The sequence below is a fragment of the Streptomyces sp. NPDC001970 genome, from assembly GCF_053594115.1.
In genome coordinates this window covers 364,292-380,427 of the sequence record NZ_JBSFDW010000002.1, presented here as the reverse complement: position 1 = coordinate 380,427, position 16,136 = coordinate 364,292, and the positions used below count along the sequence as shown (strand labels likewise).

At 68.4% G+C, this 16,136-nt stretch carries 12 protein-coding genes; 2 read left to right on the top strand and 10 right to left on the bottom strand.

From position 1 onward, the window contains the following. Positions 1–149: 149 nt before the first annotated feature. The gene (gene qcrB / locus ACWCP0_RS04180; protein WP_451077297.1) at positions 150–1,790 is read left to right on the top strand and encodes a cytochrome bc1 complex cytochrome b subunit; all 1,641 of its coding nucleotides are present in this window, start codon (positions 150–152) and stop codon (positions 1,788–1,790) included. A 23-nt stretch (positions 1,791–1,813) separates the two neighbouring features. On the opposite strand, the gene ctaF is transcribed toward qcrB, so the two are convergent. The 6 genes from ctaF to ACWCP0_RS04150 all read right to left on the bottom strand — a co-directional run bounded on the left by ctaF (position 1,814) and on the right by ACWCP0_RS04150 (position 8,683). Then, positions 1,814–2,203: an aa3-type cytochrome oxidase subunit IV gene (gene ctaF / locus ACWCP0_RS04175; protein ID WP_451077296.1), complete on the bottom strand. Its 390-nt coding sequence runs from the start codon at positions 2,201–2,203 to the stop codon at positions 1,814–1,816. After that, on the bottom strand, positions 2,200–3,909 hold the full coding sequence (ctaD, locus tag ACWCP0_RS04170) for an aa3-type cytochrome oxidase subunit I (RefSeq protein WP_451077295.1): 1,710 nt from the start codon (positions 3,907–3,909) through the stop codon (positions 2,200–2,202). The genes ctaF and ctaD overlap by 4 nt, the downstream gene beginning before the upstream one ends. Positions 3,910–4,434: 525 nt before the next feature. Beyond that, positions 4,435–4,668: a hypothetical protein gene (locus ACWCP0_RS04165; RefSeq protein WP_451077294.1), complete on the bottom strand. Its 234-nt coding sequence runs from the start codon at positions 4,666–4,668 to the stop codon at positions 4,435–4,437. A 710-nt stretch (positions 4,669–5,378) separates the two neighbouring features. Beyond that, positions 5,379–5,888 carry a hypothetical protein gene (locus tag ACWCP0_RS04160; RefSeq protein WP_451077387.1) on the bottom strand — a complete coding sequence of 170 codons (510 nt, stop codon included), beginning with the start codon at positions 5,886–5,888 and terminating at the stop codon, positions 5,379–5,381. Between the two features lie 116 nt (positions 5,889–6,004). After that, a complete protein-coding gene (locus ACWCP0_RS04155) occupies positions 6,005–7,246 on the bottom strand; it encodes an ROK family glucokinase (protein ID WP_451077293.1) in 1,242 nt (413 codons plus the stop codon). A 147-nt stretch (positions 7,247–7,393) separates the two neighbouring features. Continuing rightward, positions 7,394–8,683 carry a DUF2254 domain-containing protein gene (locus ACWCP0_RS04150; protein ID WP_451077292.1) on the bottom strand — a complete coding sequence of 430 codons (1,290 nt, stop codon included), beginning with the start codon at positions 8,681–8,683 and terminating at the stop codon, positions 7,394–7,396. Positions 8,684–8,841: 158 nt separating this feature from the next. Between ACWCP0_RS04150 and ACWCP0_RS04145 the strand changes: the two genes are divergently transcribed. After that, complete coding sequence (locus ACWCP0_RS04145; protein ID WP_451077291.1) at positions 8,842–10,722, top strand: glycoside hydrolase family 15 protein; 1,881 nt, start codon at positions 8,842–8,844, stop codon at positions 10,720–10,722. A gap of 58 nt (positions 10,723–10,780) precedes the next feature. On the opposite strand, the gene ACWCP0_RS04140 is transcribed toward ACWCP0_RS04145, so the two are convergent. From ACWCP0_RS04140 to ACWCP0_RS04125, 4 genes are read right to left on the bottom strand one after another with little or no spacing between them, the layout of a single operon-like run. Continuing rightward, on the bottom strand, positions 10,781–12,574 hold the full coding sequence (locus ACWCP0_RS04140; protein WP_451077386.1) for a cation:proton antiporter: 1,794 nt from the start codon (positions 12,572–12,574) through the stop codon (positions 10,781–10,783). Between the two features lie 14 nt (positions 12,575–12,588). After that, on the bottom strand, positions 12,589–13,641 hold the full coding sequence (locus ACWCP0_RS04135; protein ID WP_451077290.1) for a cytochrome d ubiquinol oxidase subunit II: 1,053 nt from the start codon (positions 13,639–13,641) through the stop codon (positions 12,589–12,591). Then, complete coding sequence (locus tag ACWCP0_RS04130; protein ID WP_451077289.1) at positions 13,638–15,125, bottom strand: cytochrome ubiquinol oxidase subunit I; 1,488 nt, start codon at positions 15,123–15,125, stop codon at positions 13,638–13,640. The genes ACWCP0_RS04135 and ACWCP0_RS04130 overlap by 4 nt, the downstream gene beginning before the upstream one ends. Before the next feature lie 42 nt (positions 15,126–15,167). Then, entirely contained in the window at positions 15,168–16,004 is an 837-nt protein-coding gene (locus tag ACWCP0_RS04125; RefSeq protein WP_451077288.1) for an SDR family oxidoreductase, read from the bottom strand. Between the last annotated feature and the right edge of the window lie 132 nt (positions 16,005–16,136).

Genomic DNA, 16,136 nt, shown 5'->3' with positions numbered 1-16,136 from the left:
GTCGCGGCTGGCCGCTGCTCCGCGGCGCTGCGGTCGACGTCGTGCGCCCGCCGGTCGGCCGATCAGGGGCCGATCCCGCGCTGCTGCGTAATCTCGTCGGGCAATGGGTTACCCATATTCCGAGCAGGGGATCGACGGGAGTGTGATGCATGCCCCCTCGGAAGCGCAGGGCGGAGCTCAGGGCCCGGGCAGGGCAGGCGGCGAAAGGCGGGTACACGGCGGTGGACGGGCGACTGCCCGTCAGTGAGCTCGCCACGCAGTTGTTGCGCAAGGCCTTTCCCGATCACTGGTCGTTCCTCCTTGGTGAGATCGCGCTCTACTCCTTTGTGGTGCTGCTGCTCACGGGCGTGTATCTCACCTTGTTCTTCGACCCGAGCATGATGGAGAGCGTCTATACCGGCGCGTATGCGCCCCTTCAGGGTGAGAGAATGACCCAGGCCTACACCACGACCCTCAACATCAGCTTTGAGGTGCGGGGAGGCCTGCTGATCCGTCAGATCCATCACTGGGCGGCGCTGGTGTTCGTGGCCGCGATCGCGGTCCATATGCTGCGGATCTTCTTCACCGGCGCCTTCCGTAAGCCGCGGGAGGCCAACTGGATCGTGGGCGTGACGCTGTTCATGCTCGCGCTCGTCGAAGGTTTCGCGGGCTACTCGCTGCCCGACGATCTCCTGTCCGGGACCGGCCTGAGGACGGCGGCCACCATCGTGGGATCGATCCCACTCGTCGGCACGTATCTGGAGCTGTTCGTCTTTGGCGGGCAGTTTCCGGGAAATATCGTCATCCCACGCTTGTACGTCCTGCACATCCTGCTCTTGCCCGGCTTGATCCTGGCGCTGATCACCGCCCATCTCGTTCTGATCGTCTATTTGAAGCACACTCATTGGGCGGCGCAGGGGAAGACCAACAAGAACGTCGTCGGTTCGCCGGCGTTCCCTCAGTTCTCCGCGAAGACCACCGGCTTCTTCCTCTTGATCTTCGGTGTGCTGGCCTTGATGGGCGGGCTCGCCCAGGTCAACCCCGTATGGAAGTACGGCCCTTACCGCGCCGATCAGGTGTCCGTCGGCGCTCAGCCGGACTGGTATGTCGGATTCCTGGAAGGCGCGCTGCGGCTGATGCCGCCGTGGGAGACCAATGTGGCGGGCCACACCATCATGTGGAATGTGTTCATTCCGGCGGTCGTGCTGCCCGGAGTCGTCTTCATGGTGCTGTTCCTCTATCCCTTCTTCGAGAAGTGGGTGACGGGCGACCGCAAGGAACACCATCTGTGCGACCGGCCGCGCAACCGCCCGACCCGTACGGGGTTGGGCGTGGCGGCCGTCGTCTTCTACGCCGTTCTTCTGGTCGCTGGCGGCAACGACGTCGTCGCGTTCTCGTTCCGGATCTCGATCGAGGCCACTACCTGGATCCTCAGGATCGCGTTGATCGTCGCTCCGGTCCTGGCCTTCGCGGTCACCAAGCGGCTCTGCCTCGCCCTTCAGATGCGGGACGGCCAACGGCTGACCGAGGGCGAGGAGACCGGGCAGGTGACCCAGTCGGCATACGGAAGTCTCTCGGAAGGCCACCGTGCCCTGACTCCGGGCGCCCGCTACCGCATCCTGATGCGCGATGTGCCCGAGCCGCTGGAGCTCCCCGCTGAGGGTCCGGTCTCGCGTCGGCGGCGGCTGCGGACTGTGCTGAGCGGCTGGTATTACGAGGACGTCGTGGAGCTGCCCGCCACGGACGGGCAGAGGTCCGTGATCGCGGAACGGACGGCGCCGCCCGAGCCGGTCGTCGAGCGCCAGGAGTGATGCATCCTCGGGCTGTTGGCGGCTCAGTCGTGCGGGCGGGCGTACTGGAAGACCATTCCGAACACCCCGCCGAGCAGCACGCCCAGCCCGATGAGGAAGAGCCACAGACCGAACACGATCCCAAGGGCGGCCAAGGTCATTCCCGCAGCGGTGAACAGCGGCCAGACGCTGTTGGGAGCGAAGAAGTCCACCGGACCGGACCGGTCACTGATGTTCCCGTCCTTGCGGTCCTCGGGGCGGAGCCCCTTTCGCCGATAGTTGGTGGCGAAGAAGAACGTGATCAGCAACGCCATGAGGTGGGAGACGGTGAGCGCCGCCGTACCGGCCGGATCCCGGGACCACACGGCGTAGAGAACATCGGTCACGAGAAAGAATCCCGCGACCCCGGCGAAGACGATGGCCTCGGTCTTCATTCGCTGATCTCCCCTGGAGTGTCCGGAGTGGATGTGGCGCCTCGGCCCAGGCGCGGCTTCTCAAGCGCCTCCGGGTGGTTGAGGTCGAAGGCCGGCGAGTCGGAGCGCACGCGCGGCAGAGCCCGGAAGTTGTGCCTCGGGGGTGGACAGGAGGTTGCCCACTCCAATGAGCGGCCGTACCCCCAGGGGTCGTCCACCCTGACCTTCGGCGCATAACGGCTGGTGCGCCACACGTTGTACAGGAACGGCAGTGTCGACAGGCCCAGCAGAAAGGAGCCGATGGACGAGATCGTGTTGAGGAGGGTGAAGCCGTCCGCGGCGAGATAGTCGGCGTAACGCCGGGGCATGCCGGACTCCCCAAGCCAGTGATGGACCAGGAAGGTCATCTGAAAGCCGAAGAACAAGGTCCAGAAGTGGATACGCCCCAGGCGCTCGTCGAGCATACGTCCCGTCCACTTCGGCCACCAGAAATAGAATCCGCCGAACATCGCGAAGACCACCGTCCCGAAGAGGACGTAATGGAGATGGGCGACGATGAAGTACGAGTCTGTGAGGTGGAAGTCCATCGGGGGCGAGGCGATCAGTACACCGCTGAGGCCGCCGAGAAGAAATGTGACGAGGAAGCCCACCGCCCAGAGCATGGGTGTCTCGAAGGACAGGCTGCCGTTTCGCATGGTGCCGATCCAGTTGAAGAACTTGACACCGGTGGGCACGGCGATGATGAACGACATGGCGGAGAAAAACGGCAGGAGGACTGCTCCTGTCGCGAACATGTGATGGGCCCAGACGACCGCCGAGAGCATGGTGATGGCGATCGTGGCCATGACCATGCCGAAATATCCGAACATCGGCTTCCGGCTGAACGCGGGAATGATCTCACTCACCACCCCGAAAAAGGGCAACGCGACGATATAGACCTCGGGATGGCCGAAGAACCAGAACATGTGCTGCCACAGCAAGGCACCGCCGTTGGCGGAGTCGTAGATATGGGCCCCGAACTTCCGGTCGGCTTCGAGGGCGAGCAGCGCGGCGGCGAGCACCGGGAACGCGAGCAGCGCGAGGATCGAGGTGAAGAGGATGTTCCAGGTGAAGATCGGCATCCGGAACATCGTCATTCCCGGCGCCCGCAGACAGACGATCGTGGTGATGAAGTTGACGGATCCGAGCGTCGTGCTGATCCCGGACAGCACCAAGCCCATGGTCCAGAGGTCTCCCCCGGCGCCGGGTGAGAAGACGGAGCCGTTCAGCGGGGCGTAGGCGAACCAGCCGAAGTCGGCCGCGCCGCCCGGGACGACAAACCCGGACACCACGATGATCCCGCCGAAGAGAAAGAGCCAGTAGGTAAGCGCATTGAGGCGGGGGAAGGCGACGTCGGGCGAGCCGATCTGCAGCGGCATGATGGCGTTCGCGAAGCCGGCAAACATCGGAGTGGCGAACAGCAGCATCATGACCGTGCCGTGGATCGTGAAGAGCTGGTTGTACTGCTCGGCACTGACGACCTGCATGCCAGGCCGGGCCAGCTCCGCTCGCATGACCATGGCCATCAGCCCGGCCAGCAGGAAGAACCCAAACGCAGTGACCATGTAGAGGTTGCCGATGACCTTGTGATCCGTGGTCGTCAGCCACCCCATGATCCTGACGCCGGCGCTGATGCGCTTGTTGGTCACCGGCTCGGCCGGCACGGCTTCCTGCTGGTCCTGCGCCATCGGTACTCCGTCCGTCCCTGGTGAATCGATGGTGGAGCCCTCAACCACGGGCGGGCCGCACGCCTGGCGGTGAGGCCGCGAATTTCACCAGGTCACCGGCCCAAGGAAACAGGAGCTCGATTGCCCTGCTGTGTCTGGGAGCCCCGCTCGGTAGAGACTGCGGGGATACGGCCTTCTTCTTCGTCGTCCCCGCACGCGCTGCAGACTGCGGCGAACACTGCGGCGGCTCCTGGGACGAGTTGCGCATCCACGCAGCAGCTGCCGGACGAAGCCGCGGGAGGGTCATCGGTCGGCCCCACCCGCACCAACCCGGCGATGCGGTCCGGATGTCGCACGGCGGCATCGACGGACACCTGACACCCGATAGTCCCGCCGAGGAGGACCACCCGTTCCAGCTCGACGGCGGCCAACCACTCGGTAATCACATCGGCAAGCGCCGATGCCGCCGAATCCGTTGCATGGCCCATCTCTTGGATCAGGTCCTCGAGTGAGAAGCGTTGATTTCAGCCGGCCCAGGTGGCACCCTCAGGCGTGATCCACGAGTTGCGCGACGCCACTCTGGCGAGCGCAGTGCGCGCAGCAGAAGAACTGCCCGTCCGCTTGAAGCCCATGGCCGAGGATGCGGCACTGGCAGTTGAAGCAGATCGGTGCAATCTTCTGCGCTGCACACTCGATGCTGTCGAAGACGTGGACGGCTCCCGCGGCACGCACCTCGAACGCCATCTCGTAGTCGTTGTGGCAGACCTCGCACACGGCCATGACTGATCAGCTCCTCGTTACTGCATGGACAACCGGGCGGGTCGGCGGCCGCCGCTCTTGGACATTACCGAGCTGGCGCATCGAACCTCCGGCGGCACGTTGGGCAGGTCCCCGCCGGCATACCGGAATCACTCAGGTGGGCCCGGAGGTGCACGACAACGCCGCCTTGGGCCTGCCCGCTCGCGCCGGTCGGCCTTCGCGGGTCAGCGCCTTCGTGCGCGGCCCGGAAACGCTGCTGATGGCGTTTGGTTGGACCAGGTCGCGGGCAGCCAGGGAATCCAGACGCCCGGCGTCGACTGGCTGACGGCCACCGGCGCCGATGGGTGTCGTCCGGCCACGTCGCTGTCGGTGCCGATGACGTCGGCGATGGCATCGACGGTTGCCTGGTCGGCGTCATGGGCGAGCAGACTGTCCCGCAGGCTCCGCCAGCGCAGCTCGATGGGCCGGTCCGGTTCGGCGATGTCACGGGAGGTGTCGAGGCATACAGCGCGCCGCCATCCCGGGTGACAGGTTCCGGGCCGACCTCGGCGGCCGGACACCCCTGGACAGCCGCTATGACCTGTGCCAGGTGGTGCCGAGCGAGGGCCCGAGGACGAGAACGGGAGCGTCGTCCGGGCCGTCGATCCGGTACTGCAGGGTCTTCGAGGGCGTAGGCATCTGCGTGTCACTCACCCGCTCCACAGTAGTGAGCGGAGGCATGCGCTCCGGAATCAGGGGGTCGCCGTGGAGACGACGAACACCTTGGGCGCGGACGGATCGGTCAGATCGACCGTGATGTGCTGGGTCGGCCTGGGGCCCTTCTGCCGGTGCGTGGTGCCCGCCCAGAGCGGCTCGGCGCCGAAGGACCATCCGGCGGTGGACGCGTCGCGCTCGCCGATGGTGACCTCGCCCGTCTTCAGTGCGGAGCGGCTGGTGCCTGCCTTCTCGAGGAAGAGGTCCAGGCCCGCGGCTGTGGTCCGGAAGGTGACGTAGAGGCGGCTGGACTTCCAGTTGGAGGTCTCGTAGTAGGCGACCTCGGTCGACTTCGCCGGGATGGGCACCTCGAAGACGCGGCGCTTCATCTTCGACGGCCAGTTCTCCCGCAGACCGGTGGCCGACGACTCCCGCTCCTTGTCCCGGCCGCTGTCGCGGCTCTGCTCCGCGGAGATCACCAGATAGCCGGCCGGGATGCCGATGAGCAGCACGATGACGGTCGCGGTCAGCCAGCGGCGCCAGATCATGTGGCGCCGGTCCTCCGGCGGACGCACGGTCTCGTCCGGACGGACGGCCACCGCGGTCCGGGTGGTCCCGTCGGTGCGGGGAGTGCCTTCCGGGCGGGTGGTCTGTCGGGGCAGGGTCATGAGGAGGGTTCCTGAGGGCTGGTGCGGGCGGAGTCTCCGGTGTCGCCGTGGCTGCCGCTGCTGCCGTTGCTGGTACTGCCGTTGCTGCTGATACTGCCGATGCCGCCCGAGTTGCGGAGGGCCTGGGCAACCCGCTCGAATCTCTCGTGCCGCTCGAGGCGGCGCCGGTTGGCGCGCCGGAAGCGCCGGGCGACCAGCCGCGCGAGGTCGGCGGCGCCGACCATACCGGCCTCCGGCCCGAGCTGGGCCTTGGCGATACGGGCCTCGGGCCGGTAGCCGCGGCCGGTCAGATGGCGGCGGAAGGAGTCCCTGGCGGGTCCGATCAGCAGATCGTCGGCGGCGCTGACGCCGCCGCCGATGACGAAGCAGGAGGGGTCGAGGGCCGCGGCGAGGTTGGCGATGCCCACACCGAGCCACTGGCCGATGTCCTCGAGCAGCTCGACGCACATCGCGTCGCCCTCGCGGGCCAGCTCGGTGATCAGCGGGCCGGTGATGTCCGGGACGTTGCCCTTGACCCGCTCGATGATGTTGTACGCGACCGGGGAGTCCGCGGCCGCCAGCTCACGGGCCTCACGGACCAGGGCGTTGCCGGAGCTGTACTGCTCCCAGCAGCCGCGGTTGCCGCAGGGGCAGCGGTGCCCGCCGGGCACCACCTGCATATGGCCGAACTCTCCGGCGACGCCGTACTTGCCCCGCTTGACCTGCCCGCCCTCCAGGATCGCGCCGCCGATGCCGGTCCCGAGCGTGATCATGACGAGATGGTCCTCGCCGCGGCCCGCACCGAAGCGCCACTCGGCCCAAGCGGCGGTGTTCGCGTCGTTGTCGACCATGACGGGGACGGCGAGACGGTTCTGCAGCGAGTCGCGCAGCGGTTCGTTGCGCCAGGCGAGGTGGGGCGCGAAGAGCACCTTGGAGCGGTCCGCGTCGACCCAGCCGGCCGCGCCGATGCCGACGGCGTGCACATCGTGCCGGTCGGAGAGGTCCAGGACCAGTTCGACGATGGTGTCCTCGACGACCTTGGGGCTCTTGGACTTGTCAGGGGTCTCGGTGCGGACCTTCTCCAGGATGATCCCGTCGGCGTCGACGACGCCGGCCATCACCTTCGTACCGCCGATGTCGATGCCGACGGTCGGCACACGGGGCGCGGTGAGGTGGGAGCGCCGCTCTCGGGTCCCGATGGTCCGCAGGACGGTGCCGCGGGCGGAGCCTCGGTGTGCGAAGTCACGGTACGTGCTCACGGTGTCCCTGCGGGTGGTGGTCGGCGATCCGGATCAGCGGAGGCGGACGGCGCCCGCCGTGCCCGATTGTGCCATCCGGGCACACCGGCGGGTCCGTGCGAGGGAGGGACGTGCAGGAAGGGCGCCCGGACCCGATGGCCGTCGAGCTCACACGAGGGAGTCGCCGGCCCCGCCTCCGATGCCCTGGCTGTCGGGAGTCAGGGCGATCGCCAGCCGGGCGGGGTCGGTGAACGAGCGCGCCACCGACTGGTCCAGGAGCTTCAGCTCCTCCCGCACGGCAGGCAGGCGCGGCTCGGGCAGGGCGGCGAGGAGGCCCTCCAGCAGGGCCCGGAGCCGTCGGCAGATCTGGAGGGAGGTCGCGCCGCACTCGCGGATCTCGGTCACGGCCAGCTGCAGGAAATCCTCCCAGGACCTGCCGGGCACCACGAGCCGGGGCCGGCCATGGCTGTCCTGGAGGGCGTAGCGGCGGTGGAGCTCGGCCTTGCCGAGGGCGTGCAGGAACGCGTCGATGTGGTTGAGGAGCTGTACGGCGGTCGTGGGGTCGTTCACGGCCGGTGAGAGCGCCCTGATCGCGACGTCGACGAGGATGCGCAGGGCGAAGGCGGGGTCCTGCTCGATGGTCCGCTCGACACCCAGCGCCACGAGCCCGGTCAGGGCCCGTGGGTCGGGCGGCGCCGCTCCGTGGACCTCGAGCAGCGCGCCGCCGGGTGGTACGGAGTCGCCCACCCGGTGGGTGAGCACCACGACGCAGTCGTGATGCTCGGCGACGGCCGCCAGCCGCACGGCGTTGACGCCCTGAAGCGCACCGCCCCGCTCGGTGCGGACCAGGGTCACCGGTCCGCCGCTCAGGGGTGCGACCGGGCTCCCGGCACGGACCGTCCCGCTGCCGACCAGCGTCGCCCCACGCTCGATCAGCCGCTGCCCCGCGCGTGACACGAGGTCGGCGATGGCCACCGGTCTGAGGTTGTGGATGAAACGGTTGAGATAGATCAGGAGGAGCAACAGACTCGCGGCGACGGCCACTCCCGCCAGCGTGACACCGAGATCGGGCACGAAGTCCGTCTCGATGCGGCGCAGCAGCGAGAAGGCGAAGGCGAACGTTCCGGTGAAGGTGGCGAGCACGGCCTTCTGCAGCCGGTCCCGGTACCAGAGCCGCATGTAGCGCGGTGACAGCGTTCCCGTGGCCTGCTGGACGACGAGGACGCCGATGGTCACGACGAAGCCGAGAAGGGCGACCATCGCTCCGACGATCGAACTGAGAACGCTGCTCGCGGTCGACGCGGAGTACTGCCAGTCCGTGGGCATCCGCACCCTGTCGTCGAGCCACACCACGGCATCCGCGAGGAACGTGCCGAGGATGATCCCGAACAGCGGGACGATCCAGAGGCTCGCTTTCGCGTACTGCCGCATCCGGAAGGCCGTCGCCCAGGACATCATCGTGTGCGCCCCCGGGTTCTCACCTGGTGTGCAGGGTCGTCTCCACGGTAGGCCCGTTCTCCGCGGTGCACGAATTTTCCCGAAAAGCCCTAAATGCCGCGAATGCCTAAGCTAATGGAGCGGCATCTGCCCGCAGACCCAGGCGAAAGGGGTTCGGGATGGGCGACTACCCCCTCATCGAGGACCACGGACTGATCGGTGATCTGCAGAGCGCGGCGCTGGTCACCACCCAAGGAACGATCGACTGGTACTGCTCGCCGCGCTTCGACTCGCCGAGCATCTTCGGGTCCCTGCTGGACAGCGAGAAGGGCGGGCACTTCAAGGTCGCCCCGGTGGACAAGACGTACGCCACCAAGCAGTTGTACCTTCCCGACACCGCGGTCCTGGTCACCCGCTTCATGACCGAGGCAGGTGCCGGTGAGGTCATCGACTTCATGCCGGTGACCGGGGCGACGGCCACACGGCGCCACCGTCTGGTCCGTCTGCTGCGCTGCGTACGCGGCAGCCTCACCTTCCAGGTGGACATCGCTCCGCGGTTCAACTACGGCCGCACCCCGCACGAGCTGCGCTACACCGAGCGGGGGGCGGTGTTCGTCACGGACGAGCTGGAGCTGACCGTCCACGCGGTCCGCGAGCCCGAGGACGTGCGTCTGGTCCCCCAGGACCTGGGCGACCACGACATGCACTTCACCCTGACCCTGCAGGCCGGCCAGGAGCGGGGCGTCGTCCTGGAGTCGTTCGCCGACGGCCCGCCGCGGCACATCCCGCACGCCGAGTTCATGGAACTCTTCGACGGAACCGTGCAGTTCTGGCGCAACTGGCTGGGTCAGTCCCACTACTCCGGCCGCTGGCGCGAGGCCGTCGAACGCTCGGCGGTGACACTGAAGCTGATGACCTACGCGCCGAGCGGCGCACTGGTGGCGGCGCCGACCACAGGGCTGCCCGAGCAGCTGGGCGGCGAGCGCAACTGGGACTACCGCTTCACCTGGATCCGCGACGCCTCCTTCTCCATCTACGCCCTGCTGGGGCTCGGCTTCACCGAGGAGGCGGTGGCGTTCATCGGCTGGCTGCGCGACCGGGTCCACGAGAAGGCGGGCTGCGACGGCGACTCGGGGCCGCTCAACATCATGTACCGGGTCGACGGCTCCTCCGACCTGGTCGAGGAGACCCTCGACCACTGGGAGGGCTATGCGGGTTCCAGTCCCGTGCGCATCGGCAACGGGGCAGCCAATCAGCTTCAGCTCGACATCTACGGCGAGGCGCTGGACAGCATCTTCTTCGCCCATCAGCGAGGCATCCAGCTGGACCACCGCGGCTGGACATCCCTGCGCACGCTCCTCGACTGGCTCAGCGACCACTGGGACCAGCCCGAGGAAGGCCTGTGGGAGACCCGGGGCGGGCGCCAGGACTTCACGTACGGCCGCGTCATGTCGTGGGTCGCCTTCGACCGGGCGCTGCGGCTCGCCGCGGCGAGCGGCCGCCCTTCCAGGCTCGCCCGCTGGAGCACCGAGCGCGACAAGATCTACGAGCAGGTGCTGACTCGGGGCTGGGACCCGGAACGGCAGTCGTTCGTCCAGCACTACGGCAGCCAGGTGCTCGACTCGTCACTGCTGCGGATGTCCACCGTCGGCTTCATCACCCCGGACGATCCGATGTGGGTCTCCACTCTGAAGGCCATGGACGAGCGGCTGGTGAACGACAGTCTGGTCTACCGCTACAACCCCGAGGCGTCGCCCGACGGCCTGCGCGGCTCCGAAGGCACGTTCTCCCTGTGCACGTTCATCTATGTCGACGCACTCGCACGGGCGGGCAGACTGAACGAGGCGAGGCTCGTCCTGGAGAAGATGCTCACCTACGCCAACCATCTGGGTCTGTACTCGGAGGAGATCGACCTGACCGGACGCCAGCTCGGCAATTTCCCCCAGGCCTTCACCCATCTCGCGTTCATCGACACGGCCCTCACCCTGGACGGGGAGCTGAACCGGGCCCGGGCGAACGGGACGGCGGTGCCCCGGGGCTCTGCCGAGTCCAATCTCTGAACCGTCATCTCCCCGGACCGTCATCGCGCCCGGCCTCCGGGCGTCCCGGCGACCGGTTTCACAGCCCGGCCTTGACCGTCCCCGTCCGCTCGGCGGGAGCCGGGCCCAGCAGGACGACCATGTCACCCGGGCCCGGCACGGCCGCCTCGGCCTCGGTCACCGGGTCGAGGCGGCCGTCGGCCCGCACCACGAACAGCAGGTCGTACCCCGCCGACGGGGCCTGGTCCGCGGGCATCACCACGAAGCGCGCACCCTGCGTGTACCGGGCCGCCAGCCGGTGCCGGACCAGGGCCCGGCCGAACAGGATGTCGCCGCCCGTGTAGGGGGCGACGACGCCGTAGCTGTCGTGCGGGGGCCCGACCCGGTAGACCGGGCCCTCGACGTTGTCCTGGACCATCACCGAGGCGAGCGCGTTGAAGTCGTCGTCGTCGGTGCAGAGGAACACGGCCGAGACGCCCTCCAGCCGCGCCCTGGGGTTGGTGGCCGTCGCCAGCATGTCGCCCTTCGCGAGCTCCAGACCGGCGTCTCTGACCCGGTCCCGCTGCTCGTCGAGCCCCGCCCACATGAGCACATCGAGACCCGCGGACTTCAGTGCCAGACCGAGGCCGATCACCCACGTGTCGCCTCCCACCAGCAGGGGCCTCGTACGCGCCGGTCTGGCGACCCCCAGCCGCCGGGCCACGGGCGCCGCGGTGAGCGCGTAGAGCAGGACCGTTCCCACGATCACCAGGAAGGTGACCGGAAGGATCTTTGAGGCGCCCTTCAGCCCTTCGTCGACAAGGGACGCGGCGAAGACCGATGCCGTGGAGGCCGCCACGATGCCGCGCGGAGCCATCCATCCGATGAAGGCCCGTTCCCCGCCGGTCAGGCCCGAGCCGTGGGTGGCGGCAAGGACCACGAGCGGCCGGACCACCAGGACGAGGACCGCGATGAGGACGAGCGCGGGAATGAGCACGGGCACCACGGACGCCGGGGTGACGGTGGACGAGATGGAGATGAAGAGCAGCCCGATGATCAGCTGGACCAGCGTTTCGAAGAACGGGCGGCGGGCGGGCATGTCGAAGCCGCGGATGTTGGTGACGGCCAGCCCCGTGACGATCGCTGCGATGAGTCCCGTGTCGTCACGGACGATGTCGCAGCCCGCCGACACGGCGATCACCGTGGCGAGCTGCGCCAGTGTGCCGAGCGTTTCGCCGAGCCGGAGGGTGCGCAGCGTCAGCCACAGCAACGCGACTCCCACGACCCCGCCCACCAGGCCGATGGCCAGGCTGATCAAGAACTGGCCCAGCTGGTATCCCTTGCCGACGTCGACGCGGCCCGTCTGGGAGACGGCGTGAAAGACGATGGCGCCGAGAATGCCGCCGATCGGGTCGATCAGCGTCCCCTCCCAGATCAGGATGCGCCGCACCCTGTCCGTCGGTCGTACGTACTCGAGCAGCGGCCCCACGACCGTCGGGCCCGACACGACGAGGATCACACCGAGCATCGCCGCCATCTTGAGCGACGCGTCGAACAGCGCAGGGCCGACGGCGCAGATGACCAGGAAGGTGAGGAGCACGCCGAGCAGCAGCAGCCTGCCCACGATCCCGCGGGTTCGGCCGGTGAGACGGCGCAGGTCGAGCCCGAGGCCGGCGTCGTAGAGAATCACCGCGACGGACAGCGACACCAAGGCGGAGAAGTTCTGACCCGCCAGCTCGTGGGGGTTGATGACGTCGGTCAGGGCACCTGCGGTGAAGCCGACCGGCAGCAGCAGGATCAGCGCGGGGACGCGCAGCTTGCTCGCCACGATCTGCGAACCGGTGGCCAGCACCACCGTCAGGGCGATGCCCAGGAGGACCTCTTCGGCGGTCAGCACGGTCCGTCCCGTCAGTCGCCGTCGGCCCGGCTACCCGTTCCACCCTGCTGCAGGTCGGCGTCGGAGAGCGACTCCAGCTCGCCGTGGGTGTCCAGCCAGTAGAGGAAGAACACGGCCGGGAAGACGAAAATCGCGGCGACAAGCGTGACGAACCCCAGCCACTTCAGTGTCGTGGGATCCCCCGCGGCGTCCTGCACGGTCAGGGACGTCGGGATCAGGTAAGGACGCTGGGCGAGCCCCCAGGCGAGGACGGCCGCGGCGACCATGGCGACGGCCGTGATACGCGACCACCGCCCGCCGGCCCGCAGCAGCAGCCAGCCCGTGCCGAGGGCGCCCACGACGGCCACGATCACGAACACGAGGCCCGCGCCATGGGTGAGCCCGTGCCAGATATGGGGCGCGTCGCCGCGGGTGACGATGAACGCGGCCACACCGAGCAGGACGACGACGACCAGACTCCCGAGAGCCCGGCGCCGGAAGTAGCCGACGAGGTCGGGCGCGTCGAAGCGGGCGGCGTCCGAGGAGAGGAACACCGCCCCCAGGAAGGCGGTCGCGGCGATGGTCAGCAGCCCGAAGAAGAGTGAGGTCGGATTGGCCCAGGCGTGCGCCGAGGCCTCGGTGCCGGGTGCCGCCCGGCCGGAGGCGATCCCGCCGACAGCGGCGCCGAGGAAGTACGGGGTGATGAGCGAGGCGATGGCGAAGACCGCCCCGTAGACGCGCCGTCGGGCCAGTCGCCGCGCGGGTTTGCGCAGAGCGAACCCGGCGCCGCGCAGGACCATGCCGACGGCGGCGAGCGCCAGCGGCAGCCACATCGCGGAGAAGACCGTCTGGAACAGCACGGGGAACCCGGTCCACATGATGACGAAGACGAAGATCAGCCAGACGTTGTTGACCTCCCAGACGGGCGCCATGGCGTGGTCGATCAGCCACCGGGGCCGCTTGCCGCGCTCCGCTCCCCCGGCGAACAGGTCCCAGAATCCGGCCCCGTAGTCCGTGCCGCCGGCGCAGGCGTAGGCGGCCACCCCGAGCAGCAGGACGAAGGCGATGACGTCCGCGGCGGTCACGACCGACCGTCCTCACCCGGTACGGACCCGCTGCCGCCGGCGGCGAGAGCGCCGCCGTCCGGGGGCCGTGAGCGGGGGCCGTAGGGCGTGTCGGTCTCAGGAACACCCTCCACCGGGTGCCCCTTGGCCCGCTCGGCGTCGGCGAGCCGCCAGCGGGTGCGCATCTTCATCAGCACGGCGAGGAACGAGCCGAAGAGGAGGACGTACACGACGATCACCAGACCGAACATGATCCAGAGGCTGGAGGCACGGGTCGCCGTCACCGCCTCCGCGACCCGCATGTTCTGGTAGACGATCCAGGGCTGCCGCCCCACCTCGGTCGCGATCCAGCCGCATTCGACGGCGACGACCGAGGCGACGCCGGCGCATGCCGCACCGCGGTAGAACCAGCGGGAGCCGGGCATCCGGCGCCCCCTCAGCCGGTACCAGCCGTACCAGAGGGCGAGGAGCAGGAGCAGCGAGCCGATCACGACCATGATGTCGAAGGCCCAGTGGACGATGGTGGCCTGGGTCGCCGTCGGACGGTCGGACGCGGGGACGGACGTGAGTCCGGTCACCTTCGTGTCCGGCCTGAAACCGGCGAGGATGGAGTCGAGTTGGGGGATCTTGATGCCGCCGGAGACGGTTCCGTCCGGGTGGAGCCTGCCGAAGATGTACTCCGGGACATGGGTGTCGGTCTCCCAGACGATCTCCATCGCGGCGAATTTCACGGGCTGCTTGTGGAAGACCGAGCGGGCGATGGAGTCGCCGAGCACGAACTGGACCGGGGTGAAGACCGCGGCCAGCGTGAAGGGGACGGTGAACCCGAGCCGGTGATAGTGGTCCCTCCGGCCCCTGAGCCAGCCGACCGCGTAGACACCGGCGACGACGTATCCGGCCGTCACCAGCATCGCCACGACGAAGTGCCAGTACTGCGGCCCGAACATCGGGGTGAAGATCGCTTTCCAGATGTCGACGTCGACGGGGTTGCCGTCGGAGTCGAGCGTGAAGCCCTGGGGCGTGTTCATCCACGAGTTGGCCGCGAGGATGCCGAACGCACCGAGCAGTGCCGCGACGGGCAGCGGAAGCCCGAGCAGGAAGTGGGTCCTCGGCTTGAGCCTGCGCCAGCCGTACAGGTAGATGGCGATGAGGACGGCCTCCAGGAAGAACGCCCAGGCCTCGATGCCGAATCCGATGCCGAAGACATCACCCCACCGGCCCATGAGGCCCGGCCAGAGCAGTCCGAACTCGAAGGAGAGGACGGTGCCGGTCACGACACCGACGGCGAACTGGATCGCCATGACGGCCGACCAGCGGCGGGCGAGCAACAGCGCGACGGGATCGTGCATGCGCAGCCCGCGGTAGTGCATGATCAGGGTGATCAGCGGCAGCGCCACCCCCATCGGCACCAGGATGATGTGGGAGGCCAGAGTGAACGCCATGAGCTCCCTGGCCGGGAGCAGCTGGGCGGGTGCGTCCGCCAGCAGGTGGACCGCATTGTGCATGGATGCCTTCGGTGGTCGGACCGTTCGGTGGAGGCGCGCGCCTCAACCGCCTGTGGCGAATCCGGGGAAGAGGGTCATGCCCCCGTCCACGAACAGGGTGACGCCGACCACGTAGTCCATGAGGTCCGACGCGAGGGCGACGGCGGCCCGGGCGATGTCCTCGGGCTCTCCGACCCTGCCGTAAGGAATGAGCTGCAGCAGTGCTTTCTCGGCTTCGGGCGTCGACCAGGCGCTCGTGTTGATCGGGGTCTTGATGGCGCCGGGGCCGATCGCGTTCACGCGGATCCCCTTCGGCGCCAGTTCCTGGGCCAGCGTCTCCATCATCATCTGTACGCCACCCTTGGAGGAGGCGTAGTTGACGTGGCCCGCCCACGGGATGAGCTGGTGCACCGAACTCATGCAGATGATCTTCCCGGCGGAGCGGGACACCTCGGGAACGACACCGCGCCGCAGGAACTCCTTGGTCGCCTCCCTGGCACACAGGAACTGGCCGGTGAGGTTGACGTCGATGACCTTCTGCCACTGGGCGAGCGTCATCTCGGTGACCGGGGCGTCGCGCTGGAGGCCCGCGTTGGCGACCATGATGTCGATGGTCCCGAACTCCCGGACCATGCGGTCGACCATGCCGACGACCTGTTCCTCCTGGGACACGTCCGCCTCGTAGGCGGCGGCGCGCACCCCGAAGGACTGGATCTCCTCGACGACCTGCTCGGCCGCTTCCTGGCCTGCCACGTAGTTCACGACCACATCGGCGCCCGCCCGGCCCAGGCCGATCGCCGTCGCTTTGCCGATACCTGAGTTGGCGCCGGTGACCAGCGCCTTCTGTCCCTTCAGCAGCGGCGGGATCGCGTACGGTGCCGCACCGGCCTGGGTGTTCACGATGCCTCCTGGGTACGTACGTGGCGGGGATCCCACGGGGACGTGGTGGTGTCGCCGTCGGGGACCCGCGGGCTACCGAACCATCAGGAGGCCCGCGAAGGCGGCACGGCACAGTGCGCCTTGGGCCGTTGG